The 19,759-nt window shown below is 63.3% G+C and carries 16 protein-coding genes; 4 read left to right on the forward strand and 12 right to left on the reverse strand.

From position 1 onward, the window contains the following. Window positions 1-1,680: a glycosyl hydrolase family 28-related protein gene (locus ACFC1J_RS06255; RefSeq protein WP_375903487.1), complete on the forward strand. Its 1,680-nt coding sequence runs from the start codon at window positions 1-3 to the stop codon at window positions 1,678-1,680. Between the two features lie 51 nt (window positions 1,681-1,731). Continuing rightward, window positions 1,732-1,929 carry a DUF3263 domain-containing protein gene (locus ACFC1J_RS06260; RefSeq protein WP_375903489.1) on the forward strand — a complete coding sequence of 66 codons (198 nt, stop codon included), beginning with the start codon at window positions 1,732-1,734 and terminating at the stop codon, window positions 1,927-1,929. A 291-nt stretch (window positions 1,930-2,220) separates the two neighbouring features. Here the strand turns inward: ACFC1J_RS06260 and ACFC1J_RS06265 are convergent, their stop codons facing one another. Together ACFC1J_RS06265 and ACFC1J_RS06270 are read right to left on the reverse strand one after the other, a co-directional pair. Beyond that, window positions 2,221-2,547 carry a PqqD family protein gene (locus ACFC1J_RS06265; protein ID WP_375903491.1) on the reverse strand — a complete coding sequence of 109 codons (327 nt, stop codon included), beginning with the start codon at window positions 2,545-2,547 and terminating at the stop codon, window positions 2,221-2,223. 46 nt (window positions 2,548-2,593) lie between these two features. Continuing rightward, the gene (locus tag ACFC1J_RS06270; RefSeq protein ID WP_375903493.1) at window positions 2,594-3,496 is read right to left on the reverse strand and encodes a nucleotidyltransferase family protein; all 903 of its coding nucleotides are present in this window, start codon (window positions 3,494-3,496) and stop codon (window positions 2,594-2,596) included. A gap of 242 nt (window positions 3,497-3,738) precedes the next feature. Between ACFC1J_RS06270 and ACFC1J_RS06275 the strand changes: the two genes are divergently transcribed. Next, on the forward strand, window positions 3,739-5,841 hold the full coding sequence (locus ACFC1J_RS06275; RefSeq protein ID WP_375903495.1) for an acyltransferase family protein: 2,103 nt from the start codon (window positions 3,739-3,741) through the stop codon (window positions 5,839-5,841). Window positions 5,842-5,952: 111 nt separating this feature from the next. Here the strand turns inward: ACFC1J_RS06275 and ACFC1J_RS06280 are convergent, their stop codons facing one another. The 6 genes from ACFC1J_RS06280 to ACFC1J_RS06305 form a co-directional block, all read right to left on the reverse strand. Next, the gene (locus ACFC1J_RS06280) at window positions 5,953-7,416 is read right to left on the reverse strand and encodes an MOP flippase family protein (RefSeq protein ID WP_375903497.1); all 1,464 of its coding nucleotides are present in this window, start codon (window positions 7,414-7,416) and stop codon (window positions 5,953-5,955) included. Continuing rightward, on the reverse strand, window positions 7,413-8,396 hold the full coding sequence (locus ACFC1J_RS06285; RefSeq protein ID WP_375903499.1) for a glycosyltransferase family 25 protein: 984 nt from the start codon (window positions 8,394-8,396) through the stop codon (window positions 7,413-7,415). The genes ACFC1J_RS06280 and ACFC1J_RS06285 overlap by 4 nt, the downstream gene beginning before the upstream one ends. An 80-nt stretch (window positions 8,397-8,476) precedes the next feature. After that, entirely contained in the window at window positions 8,477-9,880 is a 1,404-nt protein-coding gene (locus tag ACFC1J_RS06290) for an O-antigen ligase family protein (RefSeq protein ID WP_375903501.1), read from the reverse strand. Between the two features lie 31 nt (window positions 9,881-9,911). Continuing rightward, window positions 9,912-11,102 (reverse strand): glycosyltransferase family 4 protein, encoded by a 1,191-nt coding sequence (locus tag ACFC1J_RS06295; RefSeq protein WP_375903503.1) that lies wholly within the window; start codon window positions 11,100-11,102, stop codon window positions 9,912-9,914. A gap of 68 nt (window positions 11,103-11,170) precedes the next feature. Further along, window positions 11,171-12,061 (reverse strand): glycosyltransferase family 2 protein, encoded by an 891-nt coding sequence (locus ACFC1J_RS06300; protein WP_375903505.1) that lies wholly within the window; start codon window positions 12,059-12,061, stop codon window positions 11,171-11,173. Next, window positions 12,058-13,290, reverse strand: coding sequence for a glycosyltransferase family 4 protein (locus tag ACFC1J_RS06305; protein WP_375903507.1), 1,233 nt, complete (start codon window positions 13,288-13,290; stop codon window positions 12,058-12,060). Before ACFC1J_RS06305 ends, ACFC1J_RS06300 begins: the two co-directional genes overlap by 4 nt. A gap of 327 nt (window positions 13,291-13,617) precedes the next feature. Here ACFC1J_RS06305 and ACFC1J_RS06310 point away from each other — a divergent pair, with 327 nt between their 5' ends. Then, window positions 13,618-14,721, forward strand: coding sequence for an acyltransferase family protein (locus ACFC1J_RS06310; RefSeq protein WP_375903509.1), 1,104 nt, complete (start codon window positions 13,618-13,620; stop codon window positions 14,719-14,721). A 13-nt stretch (window positions 14,722-14,734) separates the two neighbouring features. On the opposite strand, the gene ACFC1J_RS06315 is transcribed toward ACFC1J_RS06310, so the two are convergent. The 4 genes from ACFC1J_RS06315 to ACFC1J_RS06330 all read right to left on the reverse strand — a co-directional run bounded on the left by ACFC1J_RS06315 (window position 14,735) and on the right by ACFC1J_RS06330 (window position 19,721). After that, window positions 14,735-15,781, reverse strand: coding sequence for a glycosyltransferase family 4 protein (locus ACFC1J_RS06315; protein WP_375903511.1), 1,047 nt, complete (start codon window positions 15,779-15,781; stop codon window positions 14,735-14,737). After that, window positions 15,778-16,878, reverse strand: coding sequence for a glycosyltransferase (locus ACFC1J_RS06320; protein ID WP_375903513.1), 1,101 nt, complete (start codon window positions 16,876-16,878; stop codon window positions 15,778-15,780). Before ACFC1J_RS06320 ends, ACFC1J_RS06315 begins: the two co-directional genes overlap by 4 nt. After that, on the reverse strand, window positions 16,878-18,188 hold the full coding sequence (locus tag ACFC1J_RS06325; protein ID WP_375903515.1) for a UDP-glucose dehydrogenase family protein: 1,311 nt from the start codon (window positions 18,186-18,188) through the stop codon (window positions 16,878-16,880). The genes ACFC1J_RS06320 and ACFC1J_RS06325 overlap by 1 nt, the downstream gene beginning before the upstream one ends. A gap of 72 nt (window positions 18,189-18,260) precedes the next feature. Beyond that, the gene (locus ACFC1J_RS06330; RefSeq protein WP_375903517.1) at window positions 18,261-19,721 is read right to left on the reverse strand and encodes a sugar transferase; all 1,461 of its coding nucleotides are present in this window, start codon (window positions 19,719-19,721) and stop codon (window positions 18,261-18,263) included. Window positions 19,722-19,759: the final 38 nt, after the last annotated feature.

The raw sequence follows: 19,759 nt of genomic DNA on the forward strand, positions 1-19,759 counted from the left end.
ATGGGGTCGATGGTCGGTGGACCGTCGTTGTCGGCCGTGTCAGCAGCTCAAGAGGAAAAGTGGATCGACCCCGTGGATTTCGGTGCCGATCCGACCGGAGTCTCAGACTCGACGGCGGCTCTGCGATCCGCGCTGGCCCACGCCGAGTCGATCGAGACTGGTCAGCGTGCCAACTACTGGCAGGGGCAGGCGGGTCACTCGCAAACCCCGAAGAAGCTGCATCCTCCGGTCTACTTCTCCTCCGGAACGCTGAAGATCACGAGCACTGTCGAGATCCCCGAGGGCGTGACACTCCGCCTTGGCGTGTCCGCGGTCATCAAAGCGGGTGCGGTGATCGACGGTCCTATGTTGACGACGCCGGACGCATCCGAGAGGACGCAGTACCACACGGTCATTGTCGGTGACGCCGAGACAGCCCTGATCGACTGCGCTGGCAAGGCGAGGGTAGGAGTCGCGATCCCTTACGCGATCGCGGCTCACATCGCCAATCTCACAGTGCGCGACTGGACGTCGTCGGTCTCGAAACCCGGCGGAGGGTTCTGGTTTGGCAGGGGGGTTTCGGGCGACGACAACCGCTCTTGGGAGATCATGGCCGCCAACCTCAACACATGGCGCACGCGGGGCACCGGCCCTGGCCCGTCGCCCACCCCCGGTGACGGATCGACTGCCATCTGGTACAGAAATGTGTCAGACAGCCACTTCCATAAGGCATTGGTAAATGGCGGATCGACGGGCGTCCGGGTTGATGGCGAGAACAACGAGATCTCTTTCGTGCATGTCTGGAACACGGCCGATCAGCCGCTGGAGAAGTGTTTCGTTGGTATGCGGCGGAGCCGATGGTCCCATTGCTTCGCGGATTCTCCGACGCAGGTGGGGTTCGACTTCGGGTCTCCGGATGCTGCAGGAACGATGTTGATCAACTCGACGGTCTTCAATGGAGGGCAAGACGGCATTCGTGTACCAGGCGGGAGCTTCGTCGCGGTCGGGGTGTACATGAGCGGTGACGCCCTAGTGAACGCCTTCGTGGGCGACACGAAGAACGCCTCAATCCTCGCGTGCCAGCTGCCCGCGGGGGTCGATCCAGCCACGCGCACCCAGTCGCTCGGACTCTCGGGCGCCGTGACCCGGCTGTATGGCACGGGTCTCGACGTCATCGACGGTGCCGCACCCTCGTGGCCGGGTTCTTTCAAAGGACTTCGTATCAGCGGACCCGCTGGCGGCGACTCGGCGTACGGCCTTTTTCTCGGCGGCGAGGATCCGCAGTCGTACGCACTTCCGACTGGCGCTCGTCGGGTGATCTGGTTCACACCATCCAGTCTCTCCGCGCCTCCGAGCGGGATCGCCGTTGGGCTCTACGCCCGTTCGGACGGAACGCTGGCGGTGGCGAACTCGACGGGGATCCATCAGGTCGTGCAGACGCGTCGACGCGTGGTCGTCTCAACGGACACGACCCTGTCAGTGGCCGACGAGACGGTTGTCTGCACCGCCACGCTCGTCGTCACCCTGCCCGATCCCGCGACACTCAGCAATATTCCTTTCACCTTCCGCGTCCTCAACACCTCAGGGGGGGTCGTTACCGTCAAGAGTGCCGGTTCAGCGTCCGTGCGGGGACCTGCGAGTCCTGCACAGCATCAGTGGATCGAGTATCTGACCGATGGAACGCATTGGTACGGGAAGTAGGAGCGTCCGAACCTGTCGAGCGCCCCGTTGCCGGCATCCTGCGTCTCGGCGATGGTCACGGTCTGCATGCCGCCGGCCTATGTCGGTACCCGGTGGGAGCAGCACGGGCATGCACAGCCTACCGATCTGCTCGCCTTCGAAGCCGCACACCCGGGATGGTCGAGCAACAAGGAGATGCGTATCCGGCACGAACTCGGGATCACACCGGTCCGCTACGCGGTGCTGCTCGAGCGTGCTGCTGAGAGCTGAAGGGATCTCCGCGGATCCGATCACCGCGCGCCGTGTCCGGACTCCTGGGCGTAGGCAGCACGCCCTCAATTTGCCCACCCCTCCGCCCATCGGACCCTCCAAACACCCGACACCTGCCAACGCTTTCCCCGCGTGATTCCGCGGGCGTGTCGTCACCATGCGGAGCAGGGCGTAGTTAGTAAGGCGTTGTGACGCCGAGCCATCGACACCACGACGCTCAACGGGCGAAACCGTCGGTTCCGAGGCTGCCAGTGCCGGCCGCGGTGTGCGACTCAGCAAAATCCGACCCGGTCAGTGGCGAGCACGTGGCGGCCACGGCCCCGCCGGTGACGATGTCGTGACGAGATGTTCGTCGCGCAGGCGTTCCAGGAGCGAGAGGATGTCGTGGCGTACGACATCGTCGGCCACCTCGTACGCGGCCGCGACGTTTGCCACGAGCGCCTCGGTGGTGATCGGCCCGTTCAGCGCGATCTCCTCCCAGACGTACGCTGCCGTCTGCTCGAGTGTCATCGGATGCGCCGTGAGTGAGCGGAGATCGAGGACGACGATGTCCGTAAAGCTGGTTGTCCAGGCGACGGCGTCGCTGACGCGCCAGTGCTCCCCCCGTGCTTCACCCACGCGGCCAGCCTAGCGGCGTCCGGAGGAACCCTCTGCAGCCGCGCACTTACTGCTTGAACAGGCGAAGGCGCACATAATGCAACAGCGCAACAGCGCCGCGGCGCCACCGCATGGTGCGATGACGCCAGGCCTCGAGCGCCGTCGGCAGGGTGTTCGGATCGTTGCGGGGGATCTCTTCACGAGAGATCCACAGAGCATGAAAGATCACGACCGGCTTGCGATACCAGCGCTCGCCACGCAGAGCCGTAAGCCAAGACACTGCGGCACCATCTTCGATCGTCGCCCTGTTCGTGTTCCAGAGCAGCTGCTGGGCGGGGGTGGCGTCAGGATTCTCTGAGACTCCGATCCCCGCGAGAACCTCTTGAAGGACCCAAAGGGCACCTCCTGCGCGGGCGACCTCGACGAACTGCTCACGCTCTTCGTCGGAGAAGTCGTCCGCGAGTACCCGTTTGACTTGGGTCAGCTCGCCCACGTGACGACTCGAGTGTGTATAGCGCAACGCGTGCAACGCGGCGATCACTGTGGCGCCGGCGCGCGATGGCACGTTCACTTCGGTCTGGGCAATGGTCATCGTGGAGCGCGATGACCACAAGGCGTCGAACGCGTCTTCATAGCGGCCGAAGAAGCCGGGGAAGTAGATGTGTGCATCGATGTCGTTCGGCCAACCGTCGTGGATGTAGGTGGCTGAATGCTGAGCCATGAGCGAAGGCACTTGCCGTTCATGGCGGAGTCTCCAACCACGGGCGCTGAGAAGGGCGCAGAAGTCGTCGAACCGGCTCGGCTCGATCAGCACATCCGCGTCTGCAGCGACTCGTGGTTCGCGCAGACCGTAGCGGTCGGCGACGAAGCCTTTGATCGAGAGCACGCGTATGCCGGCTCCGGCGGCGAGGTGCGCCATCAGCGCGTGCGCGAGGTCATTGCCTGCAGACAGCGCGAAGGTCGATGACATCCTTCTCCGCTCCCCGAAATCCGGACTCGTATCTTCGACCATAGCGCTAACGAAGGAACATCGCCCTCGCGTGCAGGCCCGAGCGCTGGTGAATCTCAGTGGCGAACGACTGCGCGTGGTCAGCACGCCTGGCTGACCGCGGTTTTGGAACAGACGAGTCTGAAAGCTAGTCTGAACGTGACTTTTGGGGGCCGTGCATGTCATCACGTCGAGCGAGCGAAGGTAGTCGTGGTCGGACACGCTTGTCCGGAATCCGGGGGGACGTCCAGGGGCTACGCGCCGTCGCCGTCCTGATCGTTTTTGCGGACCATCTCTTCGGGTGGCCCGTCGGCGGCTTTGTCGGCGTCGATGTCTTTTTCGTGATCTCAGGATTTCTGATCACCGGGATCCTCGTGCGCGAGTTTGAGAAGACCGGCCACATCTCGTTCACGGGATTCTATAAACGTCGCATCCGGAGAATTCTTCCTGCTGCTGTCACGACCCTCGTAGTGACCGTCGCGCTCGCTTTCGCCCTATTCCCCCGCTCGAAGGCAAGTGGTGTGCTGTGGGATGCGGTCGCATCCTTCTTCTTCGTCGGCAATTGGCGCTTCGCGGCGACCGGAACCGACTATTTTTCTCAAGGAGACCCGAGCCCGATCCAACACTTCTGGTCGTTGGGGGTTGAAGAGCAGTTCTATTTCGTGTGGCCGTGGCTGATGCTCGGCACGCTCATCCTTGGCGTACGAATAACACGCCGAGGCTCCGACATGGCAATTCGGGCTGCGGGATTGCTGATGGCAGCTATCGTCGTAGGCTCGTTTGTTTTTGCTCTGACGCAGAGCATCTCGAATCCCACCGTCGCCTACTTCTCGACCCTTACACGAGTTTGGGAGCTCGGCGCTGGCGCGGTTCTCGCAATCTTTGGTTCTACGTTGACGAAGCTACCCATGTCGGCACGAATCGGGATGGCCTGGGGCGGCCTGTCGATCGTCGCGATCAGCATCTTCATTATCACTCCCCAGAGCGCCTTCCCTGCCCCCTGGGCGGCAGCGCCGGTTCTGGGAGCGGTGCTCGTGATCGCGGCGGGTGTCGGCACGGAGCCCCGCGGCAATGTGGTGCTTTCCAACCCCGTCTTTCGCTATATCGGCGATATCTCATACAGCCTCTATCTCTGGCATTTCCCAGTCATCATCCTGGGCGCCGCGATGTTCCCACAGCGGGGGATCTGGTACTACCTCGGCGCAAGCGCTCTGGGTATCGTGATCGCGGTACTTTCGTACGAACTCATCGAGCGGCCGATGATGAGTTTTCCGGGGTTCGAGACGTTTCCCGACAAGGGTTCGCGTCGTACCGCATGGTCGCGATGGATTGACAAGCACCGCGATCGGGTGCGTCTGACTGCTGTGGCGGCGCTCGTGCCGACCCTGGTGGCGATCGTGGCGATCGTGTGGCTCTTCCCGCCGCAGGGGCTCACCGCGGAGCAGGTCGCGCAGATCCAGCAGGCTAATCGAGAGCAGGGGGCGGGTACACCGACTGGACAGGCCTACGATGCGACGGATGACATCAACAGAGGCGTTTACGATGCACTTTCGATGCTCTCGTTCCCCGCCCAGACGACGCCCAGCATTGATTCTGTGGACGTCGACGGTAGGCCGGAAGAGGACAAGCTTGGATGCGACGTCCTCGAATCGACGCAGTGTCAGTTCGGAGACGGCTCACAGAAGATCCTCGTGTTCGGCGACTCATTAGGGACGACTCTGCTCCCGACGGTTCGAGCTGCTTTCCCTGACTCGACGATTCGTGGTCTCACTAAGGCGGCCTGTGCGGTTACTGACCTCGACGTAACCTGGCGTTCCGACAGCGAACGTGACGGCTGTCTTACGCAACGTCGCAACGTGGTCAGCTACGTTGCCGAGCAGCATCCGGATATTGTCTTCGTGATCCAGAGCTATGCATGGGCGGCAGATCGCCTCGTGTCGAAGGCGACCGGCGACGCCCTTAAGTCTGAGTGGGCTGCGGCCGACAAGAAGCTCGCTGACAGCCTCACATCGTTGGGCGCTGGTCGTGTCATTTTCGTCTCTGCTCCGCCGCAAGGGAAGTCGGTGGTCGATTGCGCGACGTCAACCTCGCCGCCCAGCGCGTGTATTTCCGCTGTGCCAAAATATTGGTCAACGGTCCTCGCGGCGCAGTACGCGTCCGGGTATCCCGTCCTTGACGAGTCGGATTGGTTCTGCGCGGATGGTCGGTGTCCAGTTATCAGTGGAACCACTCTCATCCGCCGCGACTACGTCCACCCGACGCGACAATACGCTGTCCTCATCGCCCCTGGTTTCCGGGCTCGAACCGACGTGCTCCTGGCGGGGTAGTCGCCGAGAAGGAGGCAGGGAACTCGGACAACGTGAGGAATCGACCCGATGGGCCGGGCTGACAACTTCTGCCGGATTGGGACCGATCGACCGCATCACTCGCGGCGGTGATCAGGCGGTGCGTCGTCGTGGTCTCAGCACAGCGAGTAGCTCCAAGAGGAGCGGGTGCCGCGCCGCGAGAAGTGTGACGACATATGTGGCCCCGGCGAGCACGCTCGTCAGGAGCAAGGTCACGAGGGGCGTGACGTCCAGGGCTGTACAGACCCACATCGAAGCCACGCCCACGATCGCGAGCGGGATCGACAGCAGAAGCGGCTGGAAATGATCGGTCAAGCCGGCGCGAATGGGGATGTTCGCTAGCACTCGAAGGAGCACGATGTTAACCGCGATCGTCACGACTCCCATCAACAGGGCAGCGTAGGCAGCGCCGAAGACTCCACCCCAGAGTGCGCCGATGATGACGACGAAGATGTGGATGGTCGATTTGACGACGTTCACGATCAGGCCGACGCCCATGCGATTGAGAGACATCAGGATCGCTCCCATTGGGTTGCCCATCGCACGTGTCAGACCGACGCCGGTGAGAATCTGGATAAGGCCAGCGACCCACAGCCATGTGGGGCCGAAGAACACTTGAGTGAACGGCGTTGCTGCGATCGCGAGAGTGATGAGAATCGGAGCGTTCGCCACGGTGACGGTATCGATGACCCGCCGGATTGCGCGTGCTTGTCGCGTCGGGTCTTCTTGAATCTGTGACATCGCAGGGAATGCCACCCTCGTGACCACGCCATTGAGGCGCGCCGGTGTGTTCACCGCATAGGTAAACGCAAGATTGTAGCCTCCCAGCGCGGTGGGCGACACCAACCGGCCGACGGCAAAACTGCCGATGTTCGCTGCAAAGAAGCTCACGATCATGTCGAGGCTGGTGACGAGACCGAACGAGAGGAATCGAGTTGTCTCACGGAATTGGAAATGAAGTCGTGGGAAGAACGCGCGGCGTGCGGCAACCATGAATAGGAGCGCCTTGACGCTGACGGAGAAGGCGTAGGCAATGGCGACGGCAATAGGACCTGTGCCGAGTACTAGCAATACGAGCGTCACGCCGAGGATTACGGCGGCTCCGATGATCTCGATCATCGCGACTGAGCGGAAGGCCATCTGTCGTTCCAGAATCCCCCGAGGCACCTGGCCGTGGGGAGAAATGAGGAAGCTCAAGGCGATGACGTGTACCAGGCTTGAGAGCTCTGGCATGCGGAAGAACCACTCGAAGATTGGTGCCGATGCATAGAGGGCTGCCGCGATCGCACATCCGACAAGAACATTGAGCCAATACAACGAAGAGAGCTCATCGCGGGACGCGTCCTGGCGCTGAATGATCGAGTTAGCGATCCCCATACTGGCGATCGTGTCCGCCAGCGACAGGATCACAAGGCTCGCGGCGACGACTCCGACCTGCGCGGGCTTCAACATGTGCGCCACGGAGGAGAGCTGCGCTAGCTGGATGATGGCGCCGATCAGTACAGAGATCGCAACCCAGAGCGAGCCCGAGATCGTCGCGCGCTGGAGTCCGGTCACGATGCGAGAGGCCCTTCAACGTGGTCAACGGGAGAAGTGTCGAGTCGGTCAGAACTGGCAGACGCACGCATGCCAAGGTATTCGACGAACTCGGCGTCCCGTCGCCCACCGAGCAGCCGGTCTACGGTGAGCGCCTTTCGGCTGGCAACAGGGAGCGACACAGCGTCCACGGGTACACGATATGGATGTGCTGATCCGAGCGCGAGATGGACGATTCGACGCCGGATCTCCCAGTCATGGTATTCCGTGAGCGAGCGGTAGTGATGCCGTCGTCTCAGCCACTTGACGTAGAGCGTGGATTCCACGCGGTTACCCACGCGAGCCAGAGCGTTGCGTCCTCCACCGCGACTGCCGATGGACGAAGGTGCATCCACTTCGTCCGGTATCACAGGCCAGGGGTACGCCGCCGCGAAACGGACCTCACGCTCGGCGCTGACGGGCCAGTCGGCGGGATTTCTCAGGGGAAGCCCAGTGCTGAGGAAGTGGCGGGCTGCCGCACGGTTGATGAAGTAGCTGGTGGCAGTCATCGGCGTTCGCATGAGCTCATGAATGTCGGCGACGCCGATCTGCGAGTGGTATCGAGGGTCTCCGACCATCTGGCGACCATAGAGCATCAGCACGGCGGGAGTGTTGAATGGAGCCAGGGCCCCGAGGCGATTGACGATGTCCGATACCGCCGCGGGGCGGGCGATCCGCGCGTCGTCTTCGAATACAAGCGCCCATTCCTCGGGGGAGTCGATAAGGCGTTGGTAGCAGACCCTGTGTGCGAGGGCGCAGCCGATCTCCGCTTCCCGGAGGGGGCGACCATAGAGCACCGAGACGGCTGCTGAGTCGGCGTAGCGGGTCACAGGGAGGCCATTGAACTCGACCTCGACGCCCGCGACGCGTTCAGCCGCCACGCCGATCTCCTTCAGCTGACCTTCTAGCGGTGCACCACGAAAGTTGCGCTCAAGTCCGATGATCATCGTGAGCACAGGCATAGCGTGTTCTCCTCATTGCTTTTCTTCGACATGGTCAGCCCGATCGCGACAGGTGGGCCTTGAAAGGTGCAGCTGGCTGACTATCGCGAATGATCGCTCTCGGAAGACAGCACTTCGTCTGTCTTCTTTTTCGGGGCGAGGGTCGCGACGGAGAACAGGCAAAGCCATGAGACCCAGGCCACACCGTCGAACTCGCTCGGACGCACCGGCACTTCGGTGATGGCCAAGGCAAGGATCGTCGCAGTGAGCATGAACGGTATGAGGCTGTCGACCTTCGCGGACTTGAGCGCTGGATGGATGGCGGACAGCAGGAAGACCAACAGCGCGATCAACGCCACCACCCCTCCGACCATCGCGAAGGTGATGACAACGTTGTGTCCATGCCAATAGGCGCCGAGCACCAGTCGAGAGACCGCTCCGTCCAAGCCGAAGACGTTGGGGCCATACCCCCAGATGGGCCTCTCGGGGAACAGCGTGATCGATGCTCGCCAGATGGCGCCGCGATTAGTGAACGCTTCAGCATCGGAAGTCAGTGGCACCACGACCGAGACAACGAAGATCGTGAGCAGCATTGCAGCTCCGAAAAAGATCCGGTTGTTGCGGGGGACGGCTCGAAGGATTATCCCGGCCAGTAACGCGATGCCTGCCGCGATCAGCGCGGTCCGGCTTGAAGCGAGCAACAGCGTGGTCGCGGTCGCCGCAAACCCGAGAAAGCGACTAAGACGTCGTTTGAACATCAGCGTGAACGGCAGCGTGATAGCCATCGACATCCCCAGAGGATTCATCTGGGGAAAGAAGCCAGCTAGCACCGCATTGCCGATGAGCGCCTTTGAGTCGATTGTCTCGTCAGTCCAGGCTTTGTCGGTCGTAAGCGCCATCACGAGGGAGATGAGGGCAATCACGAATCCGATTCGCCCGATCACGACGAGATCATCGGTTTCGAGGCCAATGCTCCACACTGTGACCGCAATGATCGCGATCAGTACGGAGAACCGAAGTCCCGAGGTGAGTTGCCCCGTCGACACTGACATTGTTACCCAGAGAAGCAGTGCTCCCAGCAGCGGAAGGAGCAACCCCCTTAGAGGCCGCTTCCCCATCCTCGTAATGTTGCTGAGGACGATGACGCCAGCGACAGCATAGACGAGGTAGGGACCGCTGTTGCGGAGCGTGGTTCCGAGCGAAGTGAGTTCGACGGATGCGGTGGTCAGCGTGGTTGGCGGGACGCGTCCCGTCTGGAAGAGAGAGACGGCCCACCCCAGGGTCGTGTAGCAGAGTAGCGCGATCGCGATGACAGCGAGCTGCAGTCGTTCGCGACGGCGGCCCGACGGGTTCTTCCTTCGTGCAGATCGGGGATTGGCGGGATTCTCGACGGAGCGGGTAGCTTCTCGCCCGTGTCGATCGTGCGCTGTAATGGTCATCCGCAAGCCCCCAGCTCTCCAGACCGTGGTGATCACGTCCCGGTCGGCGATCACGGCTGCGGACAATCCGGCCGCATGCTATGAGGCTGATTCTACCTCAGAGCGATGCCAGTTCTCGTTCGAATTCCTGATCGGCGGATTCAGCCACCCTCTCCCAGGTGAGCTCGCTTGCTCGATCCCATCCGAGTAGGCGCAGCCGGTCGAGCGCATCCGGGGCGAGGTGCTCCTCCACAGCATCGGCGAAGGCTGAGACGACCGATGTCTTCGATTCCGACGTGTTCGAGATGACGACTCCTCCATCGCGGACGACTTCGGGGAGGCCGCCCTTCGCCGACACGAAAGGAACGCAACCCTTGGCCATCGCTTCCAGCGCGACCATGCCGAACGGTTCCTCCCACGCTGAGGGGAGCACAAAGAGGTCCCCTTCCTCGAAGAGACGGAATACCTCCGGATGAGGCCTCGGGCCGAGGAGCCGGGCGACTTCGACGCCGACCGTCTCGTTGAGATCGCGCACAGCGGACTCCACCATCGCGAGGTACGGAGTCGGACTATTGTCGCTGCCCGATCCGGTGCCGCCCACCAGATCGATGCGTGCATCGATCCCTCGACGACGCAGCTCTACGCACACCTCAACTGCTTCGAGCGGTCCTTTCTCCGGCATTATTCGTCCGGCGTAGATCAAGCGCAGGGGGGCATCCGTGCGGGATTCACGAAAGCGATCGATCTGCGTGCTCGAGACCCCGTTGGGGATCGCGACCGTTCGAGGAAGATCACGGAAGTGCTCCAGAGCGCGGTCCATGATGAAAGCGCTGCAAAATGCGATGCTGTCGATATGAGAGAAAACCATCTCCGCCTCCGCATCGTTCACATAGCTGCGCAGGTCATTGTGCATGTGTAGCATGATGCGGCCCCGGTAACCGGCTTCACGGAGGAGCCTCGCATAGTGCGGCCGGTTGTGGATCTGGATCAGGCGCGCATCTCCAATGTGTCGAAACGCGGAGCGTACCCAAAATCTGTCCCAGAGCAGGCGATTGTAGACGACATGGAGCGGCTTGCCGATCTGGCGGGAGAGCACACGAGAGCCTGCGCGCAGACAGCGCTCGTAGGCGTCGTAGGGGGCGACTCGCGCATAGCTGACGGGATACGCGAATGCCTCAGTCGCGCGCGGACTCGCGACCATGGTCGAGTATCGTGACAGCGAATATGTCTCGCGGACCCAGGTGGCGATGGCGCCCCCCTGGCCGTCGAACCTCTCGGCGCCAGGGAGAAGAGACGCGACATCGGTCATATCTGATCCTGCCTCGGTCGGTGGGTGCACGGGGTGTCCGTGCTGTCGGCGATGGGGTGGATCACGGCCTAGAGGTTCCTTCCCCGCGTCATGACCTTCAGCGGCAGCATCAAGACTGACGGGAGCGCGCGCAACGTCGGCGGCCCCCAGGAGAAGGCGACCCCAAGTACCCTGACTGCCGCAGAATAGTCCTTGTGCCGCAGCGCCTGGAAGTAGGTCACCGTCACGAGGAAGTCCGCTCGAGTGCCGGGGGCGACATGAGCGAGCGCGCGGCGGGCCCATGCCAGGGACTCAAGCGGTTTGATGCCTCGGGACACCGAACCTCCGCCTGCACGTAGCCGAGTGAGTGGTTCCGGGACTTGGATCACTGCGGTACCAGGGGCTTCGCGGTCCAGTCGCATCAGCCAGTCTGTGTCCTGATGGAAGCGGAGATTCTCATCGAACGGATGCTTCAGCGCCAGCGCGCGAGGAAAGAGCAACGTCGAGGTGTGGATGGCACCCTGCCCCGCCTTAATCCTTTGCTTTCGGAAGAGATAGTCGGGAAGACGCTCGCCGACTTCGATCCGGCGTTCCGGCCAGTGCCTGCCGCCGGGCTCTTCCACCAGAGTGCAGCTGAGCCAAGTGTCATCTAGCCGGCCCCGCGAATCCCTGATCGCACGGATCTGATGCTCAAGCTTCTCAGGCGCCCAAAGATCATCATCGTCGAGAAGCGCGATGAGGTTGCTGCTGGCTGCTCGGATGCCGGCCATGCGTGCGACGTTTCCCCCGGCACGAGGCCCGGTGCGTACCACCGTCACGCGCGAATCCTGGGGAAGATCTAACTCGCCGTCGGTATCGGCCGCGACGATGATCTCGTGCAGATGTGCGGTTTGGGCCAAGACCGACTCCACCGTCGAACGCAACTCCGGTCGCCCGATCGTAGGGATCACCGCGGTGACGGAATCTTCCCGAGGCGTCATGAGAGCGCTCCAATTCGATGTAGAACGGTGTCGGCATACTCGCTCCATGTCGTGGCGGCACCGTCGCGAGCGCGATCTGCATTCGTCGTCCGCTGATCCCAGGAGAGGAGATCCAGTGCGTCGATGGCATGTCTGAGCTGGGCCACGTCGCCGGCATCGATGACCTGATGCTCCGCGCCGAGGAGCTCGTGTGCACCGTTTTCGAATGTTGTGATGACGGGGAGGCCTGCCGCGGCCGCCTCTGCGACGACCAACGCAAAGCAGTCTTCAATGGTGGGTAGGACGAATGCGTCCGAGCGTGCGTACAGATCGGCGATCTGCGCAGCCGTGAGTACCCCGGCATGAGTGACGTTGTCCGGCAGGTCTGTCATGATACGCCGGTCGAAGACCTGACCGACCAAAGTCAGATCGACGGGCATATCGCGGACAGCGTCGAGGAGGAAGGGTGTGCCTTTGCGAAGACAGATCTGTGCTGTGCAGACAAGACGTAGACGGCGCCGCCTCTCGGTCGGCCTGATGGATGGAGGACGGAATACGGTGGGGTCCACACCATAGGGCACCTGGATGATCTTCTTCTCCGAAATGCCATTGTTGCGCATTTGTCCGGCGACAACTTTGCCCGGCACGAGGACCGAGTCTGCGAGTTCGAGTTCAGCTTCGATCCGCTCTACGAACCAGCGGGGATAGGTCTCAGCGGCAGCTCGGCGTGCGCCGTAGAAGGCCTCGAGACGTTCATTGCGAACCCGCGGGTGCGCGTCGATTTCGTGTAGGACGAGCCGACGATATCGGTTTCGTTCGAAGGTGCCGAGTGACGACCCCGGCATCGAGATCAGTGTCCGGGCGTCACCGAAGTCGATGTGTCGCGCGGCATTGTCGAATACCACCTTCCAGGTGGCGTTACCCAGCGTGTGGGTGAGGGGGGTGCGTACTCGTCCGCCGAACACCCGCAGGAACTCCGACGTTGTTGACAGTCGGATGTCCTCCGGGGTGGCGCTGTCCCCAACCCGCGCGGACTGCTTCGCGACGAAGGAGCGGATGACGCGAGAACCTGGTAGAAGGCGTCCTGCGCCGCGCGCCAGGTTGAGAAGTGGTGCCTGATCCCGAATCGCCCGTCGCGTCAAGACGTCGTGTCGATGTGCTCCGAGCGCGATGGCGCGGATTGCGTTCTCATCGAACGCGCACGAGATGGCAACAGGCTGTCTGCCGGGGGAAGGGCTCGTAAGACTCATCTTTCCTCGGAGAGTCGGTCCAGTGGCACTGACTTCCGTCCAGCATCACTGAGATCTTTGTAGCCCGTTCGCCGAGCAAACGCGGTCAGGCTGCCCGCTGAGCTGTCCAAAATGGCCTCCCCGGGGCTCATCTTCGCCACGTCGCCGACGGCGCGCGGTGGCAATGCTACTTCTATTCTGTCTGATTCTTGTCACGCCTCACGCCTCACGCCTCACGCCACCGCGATCGCTCGACGATCGGCGGTCTTCCTGACGGACTCGACTGCCTCATGAGCGGAGCGCTCGGCCGGACGCTCGACCAGCGTTTCGGGCCCGTAAGGTGTGCTTGTGACCGCAACCTCATCAGCCGTACTCCGCACAGATGCGACATCCGGACGATACCTTCACATCGACGCGCTCCGAGCGATGGCCGTGCTCCTTGTCGTTGCGATGCATGCGGGTCTGCCAAAGGTTCCGGGTGACAGCGGGGTGATGGCGTTCTTTGTCATCTCAGGATTCGTGATCACTCATGTCGTGCTCCGGGAGCAAGAGAAGACGAACGCATTCCGCATCGGAGACTTCTATTTCAAGCGAGCGTTCAAGATCTTGCCACCGTTGTTGATTGCTGTCGTTGTGCCCACGATCATCTTCGGCTTTGTATTCAAGGTGTTCTCGGTCGACCTCGGATCGGTCGCGGGGCAAGTCTTCTTCTATTCGAACTGGCAGCAGGCATTCGGTGGCGGGTCCGGGATCCTTCCGGGAACGAATGTGGTATGGAGTCTCGGCATCGAGGAACAGTTCTACATCGTATTCGCGATCCTATGGGTCGTACTGGTGCGAGGTCGGAACAGCCGACGGGATCTTGCCACGATCGCCATCGCGTTGATCGTCCTCGTTCCTCTCTGGCGGGTGGTGCTCATCCTGCAAGGGGCGGACATCGCGCGCTTGTTGCGGGCGACGGACACACGGATCGATGCGATTGCGTGGGGTGTGCTCCTCGCAACGGTGTATGCGATGTACCGACAGAATGGGGCTCGGTATCTCACTCGTCTCGGACATCCTCTCTGGATCGGAGTCGCACTCGTCGTCGCCGTGACGGGCTTTGTCTCGTCGAACGACATCTACGAGATAACCGTGCGTTTCGTAACCGTCCCGGCGGCGACAGCGTTTCTCATCGCGTTCGGTCTGGTCGCGCCCGCAGGCGTCGTTCAGTCAGCATTTCTCCGTCTTGCGTCCGCGAGGATCGTCCAGCTGATCGGCCTGTCGAGTTACAGCATCTATCTCGTCCACTACCCGTTCGCCAAACTGATTGACGCGTGGGTCCCATGGGGGCCGTCTCTCCAAGGTGTCCTGGTGAAGATCGTCGTCGGTGTGCTTGCCGGCATAGCCATGTACAAAGTCGTCGAGATTCCCTCTCTGCGTCTCAGGCGGAGCATTGAGACGCGGTCCTGAGGGCCGTCGCGAGTCACGTGAGCAGCGAACTCAGTTGCGCCGCTGAAGTGCGCCATGAGAAGCGCTGGGCGTTCTCGAAACCTAGGGAACGATATTTGTTTCGTGCCGCCTCGCGGGTATCGAGTTCGCAGATCTGACCGATGAGCTGTTCCTCGTCGGTCGGGTCGAAATAAAGCGCAGAAGCCCCAAGGACTTCAGGGATCGATGCGGCGGCAGCGGCGATCACGGGAAGGCCAGCAGCTTGGGCCTCGATCGGGGGAATGCCGAATCCCTCGTAGAGGGAAGGGAAGATGAAGGCTCGCGCGTGCGCATAGAGCTCCACAAGCTCCTCGTCGCTGACGCGTCCAAGGAAATCGATATGGGACGAGTCGGAAGCCTCGACGCGCCCGCCCACTTTCTCCGCCTGCGGTGCTCCGACGAGCTTGAGAACGGTGGTTGTGCCGCTTTCCTCTGCGTAGCGCTGGAACGCGGTCGCGAGGAAATCGATGTTCTTGTGCGGCAGCAGCGAGGAGACCGCGAGCATGTATGGAGGAGTCGTCTCTCCTGCGTGCGCTTGTTGGAAGGCCGCACCAGCAGCATTGGGGATGACACTGATGCGGTCCGTCGGGATGCCGTACACCGCGGCGATCTCGGACCGGGAGAACTCGCTGACGGTGAGAACCCTGCGCGCATGCCGAAGAGTCGCCCGGGAGAGCATTCGATAGCCGACGCGAAACTTGCGGGTGTAGGTGGCGGGGAAACGGACATAAGTCAGATCGTGGTGCGTGACGATCTGATTCCGGTAGAGAACCGGACCGGTGTTCATCAGGGAGAGGAGCAGGGGGCTGTCGTGCGTGCGCCGAAGGAATCGAGGAAGATCGAGCTGCTCCCATCGATGCCCCTGAGATGTGCCGACTCGGGCGACTCTTACGTTGCCGATCTTCTCGTAGCGCAGCTCGCCCGGGGGAGCAACCAGTGTGAGGTCGTCGCGAAGCTCGACGAGTTCCCTCGTGATCTCCTCCGCGAATCGTTGCACCCCAGTGCGTTCCTGGGCGAGGAAACGGCAATTGACGACGATCATCGGAGCAACCCGCGGAGCTTCGTGACGAATGCCTGCTCGGAGTACGGGGATGTGACAGCGCTCGGGTCGAACGACGGCAGGTTCAGAGCCGTGGCGATGGACTCGTTGAGATGCGCGATCGACGTCGACTCGGCGATGACGCCGCTGACACCGGGAACGAAGGTCTCCGTCTGCCCGCCCACGGGTCCCGTCACCACGGGAGTCCCCGCGGCTTGAGCCTCGACCGGAACGATCCCGAAGTCTTCGACGGGGGGGAAGACGAACACGGAGGCGCGCTGCATCAGCGCATACAGCAGGGCATCGGATGGTGACACGACGATCCGGACGGGCACCTTCGCTGCTGCTGCTACTGCTCGGAGACGCTGCTCCTCCGGGCCTCGACCGGCGATCACGACCGGGAGCCCCACGGCGTCGGCGGCGCGGATGACGAGGTCGAGACGCTTGTACGGGATGAACCGCGACGCGCCCATCACGAAGTGCTCGGGGAGCGCGTCGAGGAGGCTCTTCTCGGCATCGTCGGCAACCCGCGTGCGCCAGTCGGACTCGGACAGGATCCGGTCGACGGCGACCGGGGGATGGATGACGACGGCATCGCGTTCCCAGGCGGCGGTGATGCGGTCGCGCACGAAAGCGCTGTTGGCGGCGATCGCTGTGGCCTCTTGCGCTCGACGCCGGTCGATGCGCCGGAAGAGCGGAGACACTGCGCGGACGGCGGCGCTGTTGCCGCGCTCGTCGAGCTCGGGGTTCCAGATGTAGCGCGCCGGTGTGTGCGCGTAGACGTACTTCGGCACGTCCTGCCCGCGCAGGTGGGCATGGTGGGCGAACAGATGGGAGCTGATCAGCATCCAGTCGTAGTCCGTCCGTCCCCGCAGCCCGCGCCATGTCGGCACCGTGAAGGGGAGCGCAAGGGCCTTCTTCCGGCGCAGAGGGGTGCGCGCGATCCAGGTCTCCTCCACGTGGCGGCCGGCGAACCGCTGCGGGGCGTCGTTCCACAGGCACTGGATGTCCGCATCGGGGAAGGCCCTCGCCATCGCCTCGAGCACGTTCTCCGCGCCGCCGGATGACTCGATCCACTCGTGAACGAGCAATCCCGGCACTACGGGCGCCCCATCCCGTAGTAGGTCCAGCCGGCCGCGCGCCACGCGACGGCGTCGAGGCAGTTGCGTCCGTCGACGACCACGCGACCGGAGGTCAGCGAGGAGACATGCGACGCATCGAGCTCGCGGCGGTACTCGTCCCATTCGGTGACCACGAGCACGGCATGCGCGTCGCGCAGGGCTTCATCGCGCTCGGCGATGTAGGTGAGCTGCGGATGGAACCGGCGGGCGTTCTCGATGGCCTGCGGATCCGTGACGACGACGTCGGCGCCGAGACCATGCAGACGTACGGCGGCGTCGAGGGCGGGGGAATCGCGCACGTCGTCGCTGTGCGGCTTGAAGGCCGCGCCGAGCACGGCGATGCGCTTGCCGTAGACCGTGCCGCCGAGCCCGTCCACGACGAGCTGCACGGCGCGCTCACGGCGGCGCAGGTTGATCGCGTCGACCTCGCGGAGGAAGTTGACCGACTCGCCGCGACCGAGTTCTTCGGCGCGTGCGGCGAAGGCGCGGATGTCCTTCGGCAGGCAGCCGCCGCCGAAGCCGATGCCGGCTCCGAGGAAGCGGCGACCGATGCGGGCGTCGTGGCCGATCGCATCGGCGAGCTGGGTGACGTCGGCGCCCGTGACCTCGGCGATCTCGGCCATCGCGTTGATGAAGGAGATCTTGGTCGCCAGGAACGCGTTCGCGGCGACCTTGACGAGCTCTGCGGTCGCATAGTCCGTCACGATGAACGGCGTGCCCTTGGCGACGGCAGGGTGGTAGACCTCGCGCAGGATCCCGGCGGCGTGCTCGCCGCGCTCACCCGCGGGAACGCCTGCGACCAGACGGTCGGGGTCGATCGTGTCCTGCACGGCCCAGCCCTCACGCAGGAACTCGGGGTTCCAGACCAGGGTCGCCCCTGTCGGCGCGACGAGCTCCGCCAGGCGCGCGGCGGTTCCGACGGGCACGGTCGACTTGCCGGCGACGATGTCCCCCGATCGCAGGTGCGGGAGCAGGGCGGACACGGCCGCATCGACGTAGGTGAGGTCGGCGCCGTAGCCCCCGGCCTGTTGCGGTGTGCCCACGCCGATGAAGTGCACGGTCGCTCCTGCCGCATCCGCCGTGTCGGTGCTGAAACGCAGTCTCCCCGACGTGATGCCCTCGGTCAGGATCTGCTGCAGGCCGGGCTCGAAGAACGGAGCCTCACCCCTCGACAGAGCGTCGATCTTGTGCGTGTCGACGTCGATCCCGACCACCTCGTGGCCGATCGATGCCATCGCTGCAGCGTGCACAGCCCCCAGATAGCCGCATCCGATCACAGACAGACGCATACGCGTTCTTCCCCCCACATGTCAGTCTTTCGTTCCGCAGACCTAACCATCATCCCCTACCCCCGGCGGCGGTCAGTGCGCGGTCTCGCCGGGCGCGAAGACGGCCTTGAACGTGCGGAACAGGATGTTGAGGTCTCCGGTGAGCGACCAGTTCTCGACGTAGTACAGGTCGAGACGGATCGCGTCCTCCCAGCTCAGCGAGGATCGGCCGCTGACCTGCCACAGGCCGCTCATCCCCGGCTTCACGATGAGGCGTCGCTGTGCGGCATCGTCGTAGAGGGCGACCTCGCCGTCGCGTTGCGGGCGAGGGCCGACGAGGCTCATCGAGCCCAGGAAGACGTTGAACAGCTGAGGCAGCTCGTCGAGGGAGAATTTTCGCAGCACCCGGCCGACCTTCGTGATGCGCGGGTCGTTCTCGACCTTGAAGAGGGGCGCGTCCGAGCGCCCCTGCTCGGCGAGCAGTTGCGAGAGCTGAGCGTCGGCGCCGACCACCATCGACCGGAACTTCAGCATCATGAACGGCACCCCGTTCATGCCCACCCGTTCCTGCCCATAGAGGACGGGACCGTGACTGGTCGCCTTGACGAGGAATGCGATGACGAGCAGCGCCGGCGACAGCAGCAGAATGAGCGCTCCGGATCCCAGAAGATCGAATGCGCGCTTGGCCACGACCTGCGGACCCGTGTATCTCGGCGTCTCGACGTGCATCAGCGGGAGGCCCGCGACCGGGCGCATGTGGATGCGCGGGCCGCCGATATCCGTGAGATTCGGCGCCATGATGAGGTGCTGCTGGCCGGCCTCGAGCTGCCAGCTCAGCGCCCGCACGCGATCGGCGGGGAGCCCGCTCTCACTGGAGACCAGCACGGTGTCGGCACCGGTTGTCACGAGGGCCTCGGCGACGTCGTCGAGCCCGCCGAGGACGGGGACGCCGGTGGGGCCGAGTCGATCCGAGCGCTCCGGCGAGGTCGAGCAGGCCCCGACGACGACGAAGCCGCTCTCCGGGCTGCGCAGCAGTTCGGAATGGATGCGCAGGTTCGCGGCGGTGTCGCCGATGAGCAGGACCCGCGAGATCATCTCGCCGTGCGTGCGCTGGCTGTGCAGCCAACGACGCCACAGCCAGCGACTGAGGATCAGGAGGAGCACGCCGAGCGGGAAGCTGATGAGGATATAGCCGCGTGAGATGTTCGCCTGCAGGAGGAACGAGATGATCGCGACGACGCCGAACAGTCGCAGCGCGCCGTTGACGATCGCGCGATACTCCGCTGTTTCGTAGCCGACGACGCGCGGGCTGCGCGTGTCGTAGATCGTGAGCGTCGCCGCCCAGGCGATCGCCAGCAGCAGAGACAGCGCTGTGTAGTCCAGGATGCTGAGCCCGCTCACATCCTGGGAGTTGAATCCCAGCCAGAAGAACTGGGTGCCGAAGATCACGGCCACGACGATGAGCAGATCCGTGACGGCGAGCCGGGCCGCGTACCGACGCTGCCAGCTCGTCGCGGCGTGGTCCGATCTCGTCGCTGCGCGATCCGATCTCATCCCCATGTGATCCGATCTCGTCGCCGGCGACGCGTTCA

The sequence above is a fragment of the Microbacterium sp. NPDC056052 genome, from assembly GCF_042266785.1.
Lineage (GTDB): Bacteria > Actinomycetota > Actinomycetes > Actinomycetales > Microbacteriaceae > Microbacterium.